Source organism: Dactylosporangium sp. NPDC005572 (assembly GCF_040605515.1).
Classification (GTDB): Bacteria; Actinomycetota; Actinomycetes; order Mycobacteriales; family Micromonosporaceae; genus Dactylosporangium.
On the sequence record NZ_JBEXCY010000004.1, the window covers coordinates 131,186 to 145,756 of the forward strand.

The window sequence follows — 14,571 nt, forward strand, 5'->3', positions numbered from 1 at the left end:
CGCGACCTGAACGATTGTTCGGTTCAGACTATCGCCATGGAGTCCGCCACTCAGAAGTTGGATATATCACCCATCGGCATCCTGAGAATCGACCACGTCGGCATCGCGGTCGCCGACCTCGACGCGGCGATCGAGTTCTACGGCCGGGTGTTCGGCATGCGCTGCGTGCACGAGGAGGTCAACGAGGAGCAGGGGGTGCGTGAGGCGATGCTGTCGGTCGGGCCGACGCCCGAGGGCGGCTGCCTGCAGCTGCTCGCGCCGCTCTCGCCGGCGTCCACGATCGCCAGGTTCCTCGACCGCAGCGGGCCCGGCATGCAGCAGCTCGCGTACACCGTGGAGGACGTCGACGCGACCTGCGCCGAGCTGCGCGCCCGCGGCGTGCGTCTGCTGTACGACGAGCCGCGGCGGGGTACCTCCGACTCACGGATCAACTTCGTGCACCCGAAGGACGCGGGCGGCGTGCTGGTCGAGCTGGTGGAGCCGCATCGACCGAGCTAGTGCAACTTTTCACAAGCCGGTTCCCGATCAAGCTACTCTTCAGTAACGTCCGCGTTGGCACACGTGAATGTGTCGCCGATCCCCATAGTCGTCCCCTCTTCTTGCGGCGACGCTCCCCTTGGAAATCGTGGACGTAAGGAGCCGTAGCGGTGCAGCACATCCTCGACGCGATCATGCAGGCGGAAGGGGCGGCCGACCCCGCGGCCGAGCTCCGCGCCGTGGCCGGCCTGCCGGTGCCCGAGAGTTACCGGGGCGTGGTGGTGCGGGCCGACGAGACCGGCATGTTCGACGGCCTCGCCACCCGCGACAAGGACCCGCGCAAGTCCCTGCACGTGCAGGAGGTGCCCACCCCGTCCGTCGGGCCGGGCGAGGCGCTCATCGCCGTGATGGGGAGCGCGGTCAACTACAACACCGTCTGGACCTCGATCTTCGAGCCGGTGTCGACGTTCGGGTTCCTCCAGCGGTACGGGCGGCTCAACGACCTCAGCAAGCGGCATGACCTGCCCTACCACGTGGTCGGCTCGGACGCGGCCGGCGTCGTGCTGAAGGTCGGCCCCGGCGTGAGCAAGTGGAAGCCCGGCGACGAGGTCGTCGCGCACTGCCTCAGCGTCGAGCTGGAGGACGCGGCCGGCCACGACGACACGATGCTCGACCCGCAGCAGCGCATCTGGGGCTTCGAGACGAACTTCGGCGGCCTGGCCGAGCTGGCCCTGGTCAAGGCCAACCAGCTCATGCCGAAGCCCGCGCACCTGTCCTGGGAGGAGGCGGCCTGCCCCGGGCTGGTGAACTCCACGGCGTACCGGCAGCTCGTCTCGCACCACGGCGCGCAGATGAAGCAGGGCGACACCGTGCTCGTCTGGGGCGCCTCGGGTGGCCTGGGCTCCTACGCGACGCAGTTCGCGCTCAACGGCGGCGCGACGCCGGTGTGCGTGGTGTCGAGCCCGGAGAAGGCGGCCATCTGCCGCAGCATGGGCGCGGAGCTGGTGATCGACCGCTCGGGGTACCGGTTCTGGAAGGACGAGGACACCCAGGACGTCGCCGAGTGGCGCCGCTTCGGCGCGGAGATCCGGGAGCTGACCGGGGGCGACGATCCCGACATCGTCTTCGAGCACCCGGGCCGCGAGACGTTCGGCGTGAGCGTCTACGTGGCGCGGCGCGGCGGCACGATCGTGACCTGTGCGTCGACGTCCGGCTTCATGCACCAGTACGACAACAGATACCTGTGGATGAACCTCAAACGCATTGTCGGAAGTCACTTCGCCAACTACCGCGAGGCGTGGGAGGCCAACCGGCTCATCGAGCGCGGCCGAATTCACCCGACGCTGTCCCGCACGTATCCGCTCGCGCAGACCGGGCAGGCCGCGTACGACGTCCACCGCAACCTGCACCAGGGCAAGGTCGGCGTGCTGTGCCTCGCCCCGTCCGAGGGCCTGGGCGTGCGCAACCCGGAGTTCCGCGCCCGGCATGAGCAGGCGATCAACCGGTTCCGCGACCGCTAGAGCCCCGCTGCGGGGCGGCCACGAAGGGGTGGCCTCCCCGCAGCGGCTTCCATGCCCACCCTTCGGCGCTCGGGCGATGTCCGAACGGGCCAGGCGACACGCCCGCAAAGCGTGACAAAAACGTGGCGTGTCCTGGGCCGGTGAAGTTGACCATGCCGGGGCTGAGGAAGTTACCCCTTGCACCCTTGCGAAGTCCCCCGGGTGGTCTGCAAGTATGTGCCAATGCCCCAGCCTCAGTCCTCGGTCGACTTCTTCCAAAACGGCTCGGATCACGAAGAGCTGAGCGTCGTCCTGCGCGGTTACGACCGTCAGCAGGTCGACAGCAAGCTGCAGCGGATCAACGCGCAGCTCCAGCAGGCCAACCAGGCCCGCGAAGAGGCCGAGGGCCGACTCGCCGAGGCCCAGCGTCGCGTCCGTCAGGCCGAGCAGCGGCTCGGCACGATGGAGCAGAAGCTCAGCGACACCAACAAACAGTTGGAAGAGAACAACCGGCCGACGCTGTCGGGCCTGGGCACGCGGGTCGAGCAGATCCTGCGCCTGGCCGAGGAGCAGGCCAACGACCACCGGGGCGAGGCCAAGCGGGAGTCCGAGGGCATCATCTCCGCTGCGCGCCTCGAGGCTCGCGAGATCACCGACAAGGCGCGGGCCGAGTCCGCCGCCATGAAGGCGACCGCCGAGCGCGAGGCCGGCAACCTCCGCACCGCCGCCGAGCGCGAGGCCGCCGAGGTCCGGGTGCAGGCCCGGCGCGAGGCCGACACGCTGCGGGCCGACGCGGAGCGCGAGACGAAGCAGCTGCGCACCGCCACCGCGCACGAGGTCGCCGAGCTCAAGGCGACCGTCGAGCGCGAGGTCGCGACGCTGCGGGCCACCGCCGAGCGGGAGATCACCCAGCTGCGCGCCAAGGCCGCCCGCGAGGCGGAGGAGAAGCGCGCCGAGGCGACCAAGCTGCTGACCGACGCCCGCGACAAGCGCGACAAGGACCTCCAGTCCCTCGCGCTGGAGATCGCCGAGCGGCAGGAGAAGGCCGAGCGCGACGAGTCCGCCCGCCACGCCTCCGCCGTCGCCGCGACCCAGAAGCTGGTCAACGAGGCCGAGGGTCGCGCCCGGGCCGCCGAGGACCGCGCCAAGGAGATCGAGCAGCGCGCCGAGACCCGCCGCGTCGAGTCCGAGCGCAACGCCGCCGACACGATCGACAAGTCGAAGGCACTCGCCGACAAGACCGTCAACGAGGCTCGCGCCGAGGCGCACCGGGTGCTCAGCGAGGCCCGCGCCGAGGCGGAGGAGACGACGCAGCGTGCGCGGCGCGAGGTCGAGGACCTCACGCGCCAGAAGGACGCCGTCACCTCCCAGCTCGGCCAGATGCTCTCCGGCCTCGCCGGCATCATGCCGGCGGTGGGCCAGCAGCAGGGCGGCGGCGACGCCAAGAAGGGCAAGTCCGGAGACGGGGAGAAGGTCTCCGCCTGACGTTCGGCGGGTCGCGGCGGTCGTGCCGCTTCCTTGAATCATTCACGGGGAGTTCGATCGCACGTCCCGTCACGCGCAGTGTGTAATTGCGCGTGGCGGGACGTTGCGTGTGAGGATGGGTGCTATGGATGACGGCGGCGATCTCTTCGGGACCGGTTCGGGGGTCTCTTCGGAGCCCGACTTCGAGACGGCGATCCGCGGGTATCGCAGAGACCAGGTCGACAAGTATTGGACCCGGTCCGAGAACGAGATCCAGGCCCTCAAACTGGAGAACGAGGAGGTCTGGGGTCAGGTCCAGGCCCTCGCCTCCCAGGTCCAGGACCTCCAGATGGAGCTCGCCGAGCTGCGCCGCCACGGCGGGCACCGCGGCGAGGTCTCGTTCCGGCACCTCGGGCCGCGCGTCGAGCAGATCCTCGGCCTCGCCGAGGACCAGGCCGCCGACATCCGCGCCACCGCCGTGCAGGAGATCTCCGGCCTGCGCGGGGAGGCCGAGCGGCTCCTCGCCGAGGCCCGCGGCCGCGCCGCCAAGGCCAACGAGGACTTCGAGCTCGCCCTGGCCGCCCGCCGCGCCGAGGAGGAGCGGAACGTCGGTGATCGACGCCGGGCGATCGACGCCGAGGCCCGCGCCGTCGACGAGCGGGCCACCCAGGCCCGCGGCGAGGCCGACCAGATCGTCTCCACCGCGCACGCGGAGGCCCAGCGGATCACCCAGGCCACCACCGCCCAGCTCGACCAGGCCCGCCAGCAGGCCGAGCAGCACGCGCACGCCGTCCGCACCCAGGCCGAGCAGCAGGCCGCGGCCCACCGCGCCGACGCCGAGCAGCACGCGGCGCAGGTGCGGGCGCACGCCGACCAGCAGGTCGTCGCGGCCCAGCAGCAGGCCGCCACGGTCGTCGCCCAGGCCCAGCAGCAGGCCGATGCGGTCAACGCCCAGGCCCAGAACTCCGCCGCGGTCGTGGCGGCCAAGGCGCAGGAGGCCGCGAGCACGGTCGCCGCCCAGGCCGAGCACCACGCCGCCACCGTCACCCAGCAGGCCCAGGAGGCGGCCAACGCCCTGGCCGCCCAGGCCCAGCAGTCCGCCGCCGCGCTCGCCGAGCAGGCCCGGCAGCAGGCGGCCCAGGCGCAGCAGCAGCTCGAGCAGGAGACCGGCCAGGCCCGCGCCGCGGCCGGCGAGCAGGCCGCCGCCCAGCGTGCGCTGGTCGAGCAGGAGCTGCGCGACCTGCGCACGGCCCACGAGGCCCAGCTCACCGAGCTGCGCGCCACCGCCGAGCGCGAGGTCACCGAGGCCCGCGCCGCGGTCACGACCGAGGCCGACGAGCTGCGCGCGACCGCCAGGGCCGAGGCCGACTCGCTCACCGCCGCGGCCCGCGTCGAGGTCGCCGCGGCCACCGAGGCCACCTCGAAGGCGTCCGACGCCGAGGAGCGGGTCACCCGGGCCAAGGCCGAGGAGGCCGCGCTGCGCGAGCAGCTCAAGGAGGCCGCCGCCACCGAGGCCCGGCTCGCCGGGCTCAAGCAGCAGGTCGCCGACCTGGAGGCCAAGGAGGCCGCCGCCCGCGAGCTGCTGGACAAGGCTGCCGCGGCCGAGGCCCGCATCGCCGAGATGGAGGCCGCCGAGGCCCGCACCGCGGAGCTGCGCGAGTCGGAGTCCGCGCTCAGCGCCCAGCTCACCGAGCTGCGCGAGCAGGAGACCGAGCTCACCAGCCAGGTGACCGCGGCCGAGATGCGCCTGACCGAGCTCCAGCAGCAGGCGGCCAACGCCGAGGCCCTGGCGGCGAAGGCGGCCGCCGCCGAGGAGCGCCTCCGCGAGGCGGAACAAAAGGTGAAAGAGCTCGACGAGCCCGCCGCGGCGACCGCGTCGAACGGCAAGGTGACCGTGGAGGCGAACAGCAGCCCGCGCTGAGGCGGGCCCAGGGGGGAGATGGCGTGAGCGGTTCAGAGGCTCTGCTCAGCGAGCGCCGCCGGAGCGAAGCGGAGGCGGTGTGAGCACTGAGCAGGTCGAACGGCGCAGACCCGGACGCCACGCCTCAGGGCAATCCACCAACAGGCGACGCCGCTGGCTGCTGCCGACGGCAATCGCGGGGGGACTGGCGATCATCGGCGGCGCGATCGTCGTGGTGCTCAACCTGACCGGCGACGACCGCAAGGTCGACGGCGACGCCGGCGGCGGCGAGCAGGCCACGGTCATCAGCACCGACGGCGCCACGGTCGACGGTCAGAAGCTGACGACCGCGCTGTACATCAAGGCGAACAACGTCAAGGTGACCAACACGACCGTCCGGCACTCCGGCGCGTTCGGGATCAGGGTCTTCGCCGGCTTCACGGGCACGGTCATCGAGAACACCGAGGTGTTCTGCGGCCGTGCGGAGATGACCGGGGTGGGCAACGGCAACTACACGGCCACCAAGGTCAAGGTCCACGGCTGCACGAAGGGCTTCGCGCACTACGCGGCCGCGCCGGCGATCGTCGCGGACTCGTCCGTCGACGACCAGCCCTACAAGGCGCGGTACAACTTCGAGGAGCCGGGCAAGGCGCACCCGACCGCGGGCGCGGGCCTGACCGGCCCGGTGAAGGCGTCGTCGTCCGGGAAGGCCTGGCCGGGCCCGGAGAACACGGGCGTGCCGGTGGGCACCGACCTCACCCCGTACACCGGCCCCTACGCCATCACCCAGCCCAACACCGTCATCGACGGCAAGATCCTCACCGACTGCCTGGACATCAGGGCCAAGAACGTGACGATCAAGCGCTCGAAGATCACCTGCAAGAACAAGGGCGGCATGATCATTCGGGTGTTCGACGACGTCGTGCCCGACGCGAGCCTCCTCGTCGAGGACACCGAGATCCAGGGCCAGGCCGAGGGCCTGGGGCTGGGCTTCGGCCACTACACGATGCGCCGGGTCAACATGCACACGCTGAACGAGGGCCCCCGCGTCTCCGACGGCGCCGTCATCGAGGACAGCTGGATCCACGACCTCATCTTCACCGACGAGAAGGACCACCAGGACGTCCTCCAGACGACCGGCGGCACCGGCATGGTGGTGCGCCACAACACCCTGGAGGCCTTCAACCCGGCCTCGAACGACCCGTTCAACGCGGGCTTCCAGCTGGGCTCGGAGACCGCGCCGATACTGAGCGACCTGCTGGTCGAGGACAACCTCTTCACCGGCGGCAACTACACGGTGAACCTCCGCCCGGACACGAAGGCCGAGAAGGTCGTCTTCCGCAACAACGTCTTCGTGCACAACTCCCGCTACGGCGCGGCGTCCAACGAGGATCTGCCGGGCGTCACCTGGGCCGCGTCGAACATCTACGCCGAATCAGGCAAGCCGGTAACCCACGGCTGACCCCCGAACCACGGCGATCTTGGAGTCGTGGTCCCGGATTTGTCGGAAACAGCGTGACAAGTCCGGGACCACAAGTCCAAGATCGCGGGGGTCAGAAGGTCAGGAGCGCCTTGTCGACCGTGTAGGCCTCGGCGTAGTGCGCGCGGGACTCCATGCCGCGAACCCGCGCCAGGCCCAGGAAGACCTCGTCGTCCCACCAGTCGCGGGCCTTCTGCGACGGGAAGTGCTCGTGCAGCAGCGCCACCTTGCGGCGGCCCTGCTCGACCGTCAGCGGCACGTAGACGTTGCGCCGGGACAGGTCGCCGTCCCACTTCGGGATCTCGTAGTGCAGCACCAGCGAGTCCCGGAACGCCGTCGACGCGAGCTGCCCCAGCAGCCGGTGGTCCTGGTGCGCGTCGTCCCGCGACGGGGCCAGCACCAGGTCCGGCTTGCCCAGCCGGGCCGCCGCCTCGACGATCTCCTTCGTCGCGTTCCAGTGCGCGGGAAGGCGGCCGTCGGGGAGATCGTTGAGATGGAACCGCAGCGACGACGCCTGTGACAGGAACGCCGTCGCGGCCGCGCGGGCCTCGTCCTGGCGGGCCGGCACGCCGGTCGCCAGGACGTAGTCCACCGTGACGCCTGTGGGCAGCGACAGCAGCAGGCCGCCGGCGGCGATCTCGATGTCGTCCGGGTGGGCACCCAGGGCGACGACGGACCGCACGCCGGCGAGGCTGAAACCGATCATGCGCGCTGCGCCGGCACGATCGGGCGGCGGGCGGAGTCCCACAGCATCCACGGGCAGTTGCCGTGGTTGTAGGCCTCCTCCATCTCCGCGCGGTCCTTGAACGTGTCGACCGCGCGCCAGAACCCGTCGTACTGCTGGGCCATCAGCTTCCGGTTGGGGATGAGCCGGTCGAAGGCGTGCGGCACCATGTCCTCGCCCTCGCGCAGCACGTCGAAGATCTCCGGCCGCATGATGAAGTAGCCGCCGTTCTCCCACGTCATCAGCTCGCGGAAGTCCCGCACCCGGGACACCGCGCCGTCGGCGCCCATCTCCACGACGTGGTGGGTCGACACCGGCGGTACCGCCAGCATGCTCACCGCCGCCTCGGAGTTGCGGAACCGCTCCACCATCTCGGGCAGCGGCGCGTCGGTGAGCGTGTCGGCGTAGTTGGCCAGGAACACCGGCTCGTCCTCGACGTACTTGCGCACGCGCATGAGCCGCTCGCCGATGGTGGCCTTGAGGCCGGTATCGATGAACGTGATGTTCCAGTCGGTGATGTCCGTCGAGAACAGCTGCACGTCGCGGTTGCCCCCGACGAGCGTGAAGTCGTTGGACAGGGTCTCGTCGTAGTGCAGGAAGTAGTCCTTGACGACGGCGGCGCCGTAGCCGAGGGCGAGGATGAAGTCGGTGTGTCCGAAGTGTGCGTAGTAGCGCATGACGTGCCACAGCAGCGGACGGTCGCCGATCATGGCCATGGGCTTGGGCGCGTTGTTGGTGCCCTCGCGCATCCGCATGCCGAGACCGCCGCAGAACAGCACAACCTTCATGGAGCGAACTACCCCTCTACATCGAGTGCGGGGATCGGGTACACCAGCTTGCCGCCCCAGTCGCGCACGTACGACAGCTGTGCGCTGATCTCCGTGCGCAGGTTCCACGGCAGGACCAGGACGTAATCGGGCCGGTCGGCGGCGATGCGCTCCGGCGCGTGGATCGGGATGTGGGTGCCGGGCAGGAACATGCCCTGCTTGTGCGGCGAGCGGTCGACCGTGTACTCCAGCAGGTCCTCGCGGATGCCGCAGTGGTTGAGCAGCGTGTTGCCCTTCCCCGGGGCGCCGTAACCCACGACCCGCTTGCCCTCGGCCCGGGCCGTCATCAAAAAGTCGAGCAGGTCCTTCTTGATCTGGAACACCGCGTCGGCGAAGCCCTTGTGCCCCTCGAACGTGTGCAGGCCGGCCGCGGCCTCGGCCTCCAGCAGGGCCTTGACGGCCACCGAAGGTTCGCCGGCGGTCTCCGTGTGCTTGGCGTGTACCCGCAGCGACCCACCGTGCGTGCCGAGCTCCTCGACATCGACGACGCTGAGGCCCCCCTTGGCCAGCGCCCGTGACGCGGTGAGCAGCGACAGGTACTGGTAGTGCTCGTGGTAGATCGTGTCGTACTGGCGGCGCTCGATCAGGCGGAGCAGGTGCGGAAACTCCAGCGTGACCAAGCCGTCCGGTTTGACCAGGTTCGCCAGTCCTTGCGAGAAGCCGATAATGTCCGGAATGTGGGCATAGACGTTGTTTGCCGCCACGAGATCAGCGCGGCCGTATTGGGCCGCGACCGAAGCGCCCGTTTCCGGTCCGAGAAAGCACACCTCGGTCCGGACGCCCTTTTCCCGGGCAACCGCTGCGACATTTCCGGCTGGCTCAACGCCGATGACCGGGATACCCGCGGCCACAAAATGCTGGAGAAGGTATCCGTCGTTACTGGCCACTTCGGCGACCAGGCTGTCGGCCGTTAGGTTGAGCTTCTCCGTCATCGCGACCGCGTAGCGGCGCGCGTGCTCCACCCACGACGTGGAGTAGGACGAGAAGTACAGGTAGTCGGAGAAGATCTCCTCGCCCGCCACGTACGCCGGGAGCTGCACCAACAGGCACTCCGAGCAGATCCGCACGTGCAGCGGGTAGAAGGTTTCCGGCGCGTCGACCTTCTCCGCGGGGACGTAGCTCTCGCAGAGCGGGGACATCCCAAGGTCGACAAAGGTCTCGGTCAGCTCGGCCCCACACAGCCGGCACGAGACTACGGGCATGCGTCCCCCCAAATTGTCGCTGGCGCTAGGCTCCATCACGGAAACCACAGATTCTCTGATCAGGTCACCGACGCGTCAGCCTAAGGCAAAATCCAAGGCAAGAAGCTAGCGGTCACCGGGTCCTTCCGGTAAACGCCAGAGTAAGAAGTCCGACACACCACCGAGGGCGTTTTGCCGTCCTCATAGACTCGCCTTCCACCCGCCGAGCGTTCGGGAGCTTTGCCATGCGCGTACTCGTCACTGGTCACGACGGATACATCGGCAGCGTGCTGGTGCCGATACTCCGTCAAGCCGGGCACGAGGTGGTCGGTCTGGACACCGGGTTGTTCGCGGACTGCGTCCTCGGTCCGGCCCCCGAGGAGGTCAAGACCCTCCGCGTCGACCTGCGGGACGTGGAGCCGGAGCACGTCACCGGCTTCGACGCGGTGCTGCACCTCGCGGCCCTCTGCAACGACCCGCTGGGCAACCTCAACCCGGACCTGACCTACGACATCAACCACCGCTCGACGCTCCGCCTGGCCCGCGCCGCCAAGGCCGCCGGCGTCCAGCGGTTCCTCTTCTCGTCGTCGTGCTCGCTGTACGGCAAGGGCGAGGACGACACCCCGCTCGACGAGACGGCCGGCTTCCAGCCCGTTACCCCCTACGGCGAGTCCAAGATCCTCTCGGAGCAGGGCCTGCTGGAGCTCGCCGACGACGACTTCTCGCCGACGTTCCTGCGCAACGCCACGGCGTACGGGTTCTCCCCGCGCCTGCGCGGCGACCTCGTGGTCAACGACCTCGCCGCCCACGCGCTGCTCACCGGCCAGGTCCGGCTGCTGTCGGACGGCAAGGCCTGGCGGCCGCTGGCGCACATCGAGGACATCTCCGCCGCCTTCCTGGCGCTGCTGGAGGTGCCGCGCGAGCGGGTCCACGCGAAGGCCTACAACGTGGGGCGGTCCACCGAGAACTACCTGATCCGGGAGGTGGCCAACCTGGTCGCCGAGGTCGTGCCCGGCAGCGAGGTCACGTTCGCCGAGGGCGCCGGCACCGACCTGCGCAACTACCGGGTCACCTGCGACCTGATCGCGACCGAGGTCCCCGAGTTCCAGCCGAAGTGGACCGTGAAGCTCGGCGTCGAGCAGCTCGTCGAGGCCTATCAGCGGCACGGGCTGACCATCGAGCAGTTCGGCAGCGAGAACCACATGCGGATCAAGCGCATCCGGTCGCTGATGGAGCAGGGCAAGCTGGACAACAACCTGCGGTGGGTGAACGCGTGACAACCGGGCGTATCTGCGACGCCTGCGGCGAGGACCGGCTGGTCGAGTTCGCCGACCTGGGCGAGATCCCGGTCCTGTGCGGCGTGCACTGGGAGGACCACGGCGACGCGGTGGCCTCGCCGGTCGGCAAGATGGTGCTGGCCAGCTGCCCGACCTGTGCCTACGTCCGCAATGTCGCGTTCGAGCAGGACAAGCTCGTCTACGACACGACGATGGACACCAACCTGCACTTCTCCCCCGCCTTCCAGAGGTTCTCCACTGACCTCGTGCACAGTCTGAGCGAGCGGTACGACCTGAGCGGCAAGCTTGTGCTGGACATCGGCTGCGGGCAGGGCGAGTTCCTCCGCGAGCTCACCCACATCGGCGGCGCCCGCGGCGTCGGCTACGACGCGATGTACGGCGGCGAGGTCGGCGAGCAGGGCGTCACGACGTTCCACAGTGGATTGGCGCCGCGCGGCAGCGGGCTCCCGGAGTACGACTTCTTCACGTCCCGGCACTGGTTCGAGCACCTCGACGATCCCCAGGAGTTCCTGGTCGACCTGCGCGAGCAGGCGAAGGGTCGCGAGGTGTTCGGCTACGTCGAGGTGCCGGACGCGGTCTACGACCTGGCCACCGCGGGCTGGGAGGTCATCTACCCGCACGTGTCGTACTTCGACGCCTACTCGCTGGCCAGCATCTTCGGCCGGGCGGGCTGGACGGTCGAGTCGACCGGCACGCTGTTCCAGGGCATGTTCCGCTACATCGAGGTTTCGGCGAACCGCCCGCGGGCAGGAGGCCACGTCGCCCACACCGGTGAGCTGCCGTCGCTGCGGGCCCGTGACAAGCAACTGGCCGCGATCGCCGGCTTCGCCGAGCGCCACCACGCCGAGCGCGAGCGCTGGCGGTCGACGATCGAGCGGCTCAACGCCGAAGGTGCCAAGCCGGTGCTCTGGGGCGCGGGCTCGCGCGGCGTGCAGTTCCTGACGCTCGCCGACCGCGAACTCGGCCTGCACGGCGTGGTCGACCTCAACCCGCGCAAGTGGGGGCGGTTCCTGCCGGTCACCGGCCACCGGGTCGACCCGCCGTCGACGCTGACGGCGCTGCAGCCCAAGGCCGTGGTCATCACGAACCCCGCGTACAAGGAAGAGATCGCCAAGTCGCTCGCCGACCTCGGCGTCACGGCAGAGATCCTGGTGGCCTGATCGATGGCTGAGAACACGCCCCGAGTGACCATCGGCATGACCACGTACAACGTCGAGCGGTACCTCGCGCTGGCGCTGGAGTCGATGCTCGCCCAGGACTACGGCGACTTCGAGATCGTCGTGTGCGACAACCTGTCGACCGACAGCACGTGGGAGATCCTGGAGACCTACGCCCGCAAGGACGACCGGCTGCGGATCTACCGCAACCCGGAGAACCTGGGCGAAGCCGGCAACTTCCGGCGGGTCGTGTCGCTGGCCCGGGGCGAGCTGTTCCGCCTGGCCGCGCACGACGACCTCGCCGCGCCGACCCTCATCAGCCGCTGCGTGGCCGCGCTCGACGCGCACCCGACGGCAATCCTGGCGTTCCCGCAGACCATGCTGATCGACAGCGACGGCGACGAGATCGGCCCGTGGGACGACAACATGAACACCGCGGACCTGCGCTCCCGCAACCGCGTCTCGTGGTACGCCAGGAAGTGGAACCTCTGCAACGAGGTCTTCGGCGTCGTCCGCACCGACGTGCTGCGCCGGACCCGGCTGCTCGGCCCGTTCCTCTCCAGTGACGTGCGGATGCTGCACGAGCTGGCGCTGCGGGGCGAGTTCGTCCAGGTGCCGGAGCGGCTGTTCTACCGGCGCATGCACGCGACGAACACCTTCGGCGCCAGCCGCGACACCGACGAGGTGCTGGAGTGGCTGGAGCCGGGCGCGAAGAAGTCCAAGAAGCGCAAGCCCTCCTCCGACCAGAGCCACCACACCCGCATGACCTGGGAGATCACCAAGGCGCTCATGAGCAACGAGCTCCCGGTGACCCAGCGGGCGGCCGGCACCGCCGCGTTCCTGACCTCGTGGGGCTCCCGCCGCGGGCGGGCCAAGCTGGGCCGGATCCGGCGCACCATCACCCGCACGCCCATCGCGCCACCCCCGTGGGAACAGCCGCGGGCGGACGAGTCCCCGCAGTCCTGACCTCTCCGAGCGGAGCCTGCATGAGCCAGACCGTCGACCAGTCCGTCGATCCACTCGACCGGACCGTCGAACTGGACCGCACCGTCGAGATCAAGGCACCCGAGCACCAGCCTGAGCGCGAAGAGGCGCCGCGGAAACGGCTCAAGTCAGCCATCTTCTGGTCGTACGCGCTGACCGCGGGACGACTGGGCACCACCACGATCGTCACGTTCGTGCTCGCGAGCATGCTCGGCCCGCACGCCTTCGGTGTCGTGGCCACGGCGCTGCTCTTCGTGATGATCACGCAGATGCTGCTCCAGCAGACCCTGCTCACGACCATCATCCAGCGCGAGGAGCTCGACGAGGACCACCTCGACGCCGGCTTCTGGGTCGTGATCGGCGGCAGCGTGGGGCTCACCGCCCTGGCCGCCGGCGCCGCGCCGCTGTGGGCGGCGTTCAACGACCAGCCGGAGATCACCTGGATCTGCATCGCGCTGACCCCGATGATCCTGCTGCAGGGTCTGACGGTGGTGCCGGAGGCGATCCTGCGCCGGAAGATGACGTTCCGGCCGCTGGCGATCCGGACCCTGATCGCGACCGCGATCGGTGGCGTCGTCGGCATCGCCCTGGCGTTCGGCGGCTTCCAGGCCTGGGCACTGGTCGCGCAGCAGCTCGTCACCGGGGTCATCGGCGCAATCGTGCTGTGGACGGTCACCGACTGGCGGCCGCGGTTCCGCTTCCCCCGGCAGGCCTGGCGGGATCTACGCGGCTTCTCCGCCCAGTCGGCGCTCGGCGGCATCGGCGTCTTCCTCGCCATCCGCATCGACCTGCTGGTGCTCGCAAAGTGGTTCGGCCCGGTCGCGGTCGGTCTGTACCGCATCGCCCAGCGCCTGCCCGACATGCTCACCGAGGTGACCAGCCGCTCCCTGCAGCAGGTGTCCCTGCCCGAGCTGGCCCGCCTCCAGCGCGAGCCGGACGTGCTCGCCGACCGGCTCGCCAAGATGCTGCACGTCTCGGCCGTCGTCGGCCTGCCCGCCCTGGGCATCCTCGCCGCCGACGCCAAGCCGCTCGTCGCGCTGCTCGGCCCGGAGTGGTCGCCGGCCGGCGTCGGCATGCAGCTGCTGTGCATCGTCGGCGCGGTCAACGTCTACGGCGTGCTGCTCGGCCCGGCCCTCCAGGCCGTCGGCCGGGTCGGGATCAACACCGCGCTCGCCTGGACCCAGCTCGCCGTCGGCATCGTCACCTTCTACGTCATCGGGCAGATGCTCAACGGTTCGGCCGACGACCGGAAGCAGGTGGCCGCGATCGCGCTCGGCATGGCCGGGCTGGAGTTCACGATCACCGTCGTCATGGCGTACATCACCTTCAACCGCGTGCTGAAGGTCAGCAGCTGGCGGGTCTTCCGGCCGACCCTGCCGGCACTGTTCGCGAGCCTGCTCGGCTTCGGTATCACCTGGAGCGTCGACCGCTTCGGCCTCGTCGGCGGGCCGTGGACGCTCAAGTTCGTGGTCTACGGGGTCCTCGCCACGGCGATCTCCGGCGGCGTGCTGCTGGCGCTCGACCGGCGTCTGTCGGGGATGGTCATGGGCAAGATCCGGCCCCTGCTGAAGAAAGCGTAG

At 69.8% G+C, this 14,571-nt stretch carries 12 protein-coding genes; 9 read left to right on the forward strand and 3 right to left on the reverse strand.

Annotation, left to right across the window (positions count from 1 at the left end; genetic code table 11):
- The first annotated feature begins 36 nt into the window (after nucleotides 1–36).
- The 5 genes from mce (at nucleotide 37) to ABZS66_RS03690 (ending at nucleotide 6,802) form a co-directional block, all read left to right on the forward strand.
- A complete protein-coding gene (gene mce, locus ABZS66_RS03670; RefSeq protein ID WP_354754767.1) occupies nucleotides 37–498 on the forward strand; it encodes a methylmalonyl-CoA epimerase in 462 nt (153 codons plus the stop codon).
- 149 nt (nucleotides 499–647) lie between these two features.
- Nucleotides 648–1,997 (forward strand): crotonyl-CoA carboxylase/reductase, encoded by a 1,350-nt coding sequence (gene ccrA, locus ABZS66_RS03675; protein ID WP_354754768.1) that lies wholly within the window; start codon nucleotides 648–650, stop codon nucleotides 1,995–1,997.
- A 222-nt stretch (nucleotides 1,998–2,219) separates the two neighbouring features.
- On the forward strand, nucleotides 2,220–3,461 hold the full coding sequence (locus ABZS66_RS03680; RefSeq protein WP_354754770.1) for a cell division protein DivIVA: 1,242 nt from the start codon (nucleotides 2,220–2,222) through the stop codon (nucleotides 3,459–3,461).
- A 124-nt stretch (nucleotides 3,462–3,585) separates the two neighbouring features.
- A complete protein-coding gene (locus ABZS66_RS03685; RefSeq protein WP_354754772.1) occupies nucleotides 3,586–5,361 on the forward strand; it encodes a hypothetical protein in 1,776 nt (591 codons plus the stop codon).
- A gap of 79 nt (nucleotides 5,362–5,440) precedes the next feature.
- Nucleotides 5,441–6,802: a hypothetical protein gene (locus ABZS66_RS03690; protein ID WP_354754774.1), complete on the forward strand. Its 1,362-nt coding sequence runs from the start codon at nucleotides 5,441–5,443 to the stop codon at nucleotides 6,800–6,802.
- Nucleotides 6,803–6,893: 91 nt separating this feature from the next.
- Here ABZS66_RS03690 and ABZS66_RS03695 read toward each other — a convergent pair whose 3' ends face one another.
- Genes ABZS66_RS03695 through ABZS66_RS03705 form a run of 3 tightly spaced genes read right to left on the reverse strand, consistent with a single transcriptional unit; the run spans nucleotide 6,894 to nucleotide 9,609 of the window.
- Nucleotides 6,894–7,526, reverse strand: a complete 633-nt coding sequence (locus ABZS66_RS03695) for a PIG-L family deacetylase (protein WP_354754775.1) — start codon at nucleotides 7,524–7,526, stop codon at nucleotides 6,894–6,896.
- Nucleotides 7,523–8,332, reverse strand: a complete 810-nt coding sequence (locus ABZS66_RS03700; RefSeq protein ID WP_354754777.1) for a sugar phosphate nucleotidyltransferase — start codon at nucleotides 8,330–8,332, stop codon at nucleotides 7,523–7,525. The genes ABZS66_RS03695 and ABZS66_RS03700 overlap by 4 nt, the downstream gene beginning before the upstream one ends.
- 8 nt (nucleotides 8,333–8,340) lie before the next feature.
- Nucleotides 8,341–9,609, reverse strand: a complete 1,269-nt coding sequence (locus tag ABZS66_RS03705; protein ID WP_354754779.1) for a class I SAM-dependent methyltransferase — start codon at nucleotides 9,607–9,609, stop codon at nucleotides 8,341–8,343.
- 188 nt (nucleotides 9,610–9,797) lie between these two features.
- Between ABZS66_RS03705 and ABZS66_RS03710 the strand changes: the two genes are divergently transcribed.
- The 4 genes from ABZS66_RS03710 to ABZS66_RS03725 are packed head-to-tail and all read left to right on the forward strand — an operon-like array spanning nucleotide 9,798 to nucleotide 14,571.
- Entirely contained in the window at nucleotides 9,798–10,829 is a 1,032-nt protein-coding gene (locus ABZS66_RS03710; protein ID WP_354754781.1) for an NAD(P)-dependent oxidoreductase, read from the forward strand.
- Nucleotides 10,826–12,010 (forward strand): class I SAM-dependent methyltransferase, encoded by a 1,185-nt coding sequence (locus ABZS66_RS03715; RefSeq protein ID WP_354754783.1) that lies wholly within the window; start codon nucleotides 10,826–10,828, stop codon nucleotides 12,008–12,010. The genes ABZS66_RS03710 and ABZS66_RS03715 overlap by 4 nt, the downstream gene beginning before the upstream one ends.
- 3 nt (nucleotides 12,011–12,013) lie before the next feature.
- Nucleotides 12,014–12,973 (forward strand): glycosyltransferase, encoded by a 960-nt coding sequence (locus ABZS66_RS03720; protein WP_354754784.1) that lies wholly within the window; start codon nucleotides 12,014–12,016, stop codon nucleotides 12,971–12,973.
- 20 nt (nucleotides 12,974–12,993) lie between these two features.
- Nucleotides 12,994–14,571: a lipopolysaccharide biosynthesis protein gene (locus tag ABZS66_RS03725; RefSeq protein ID WP_354754786.1), complete on the forward strand. Its 1,578-nt coding sequence runs from the start codon at nucleotides 12,994–12,996 to the stop codon at nucleotides 14,569–14,571.

What these genes read in the sequence shown, in the direction of transcription:
- ABZS66_RS03705 (WP_354754779.1), bottom strand. Translation starts at nt 9,609, where the DNA reads ATGGAGCCTAGCGCCAGCGACAATTTGGGGGGACGCATGCCCGTAGTC.
- ABZS66_RS03725 (WP_354754786.1), top strand. Translation starts at nt 12,994, where the DNA reads ATGAGCCAGACCGTCGACCAGTCCGTCGATCCACTCGACCGGACCGTC.
- ABZS66_RS03700 (WP_354754777.1), bottom strand. Translation starts at nt 8,332, where the DNA reads ATGAAGGTTGTGCTGTTCTGCGGCGGTCTCGGCATGCGGATGCGCGAG.
- ABZS66_RS03710 (WP_354754781.1), top strand. Translation starts at nt 9,798, where the DNA reads ATGCGCGTACTCGTCACTGGTCACGACGGATACATCGGCAGCGTGCTG.
- mce (WP_354754767.1), top strand. Translation starts at nt 37, where the DNA reads ATGGAGTCCGCCACTCAGAAGTTGGATATATCACCCATCGGCATCCTG.
- ABZS66_RS03685 (WP_354754772.1), top strand. Translation starts at nt 3,586, where the DNA reads ATGGATGACGGCGGCGATCTCTTCGGGACCGGTTCGGGGGTCTCTTCG.
- ABZS66_RS03720 (WP_354754784.1), top strand. Translation starts at nt 12,014, where the DNA reads ATGGCTGAGAACACGCCCCGAGTGACCATCGGCATGACCACGTACAAC.
- ABZS66_RS03695 (WP_354754775.1), bottom strand. Translation starts at nt 7,526, where the DNA reads ATGATCGGTTTCAGCCTCGCCGGCGTGCGGTCCGTCGTCGCCCTGGGT.
- ABZS66_RS03680 (WP_354754770.1), top strand. Translation starts at nt 2,220, where the DNA reads ATGCCCCAGCCTCAGTCCTCGGTCGACTTCTTCCAAAACGGCTCGGAT.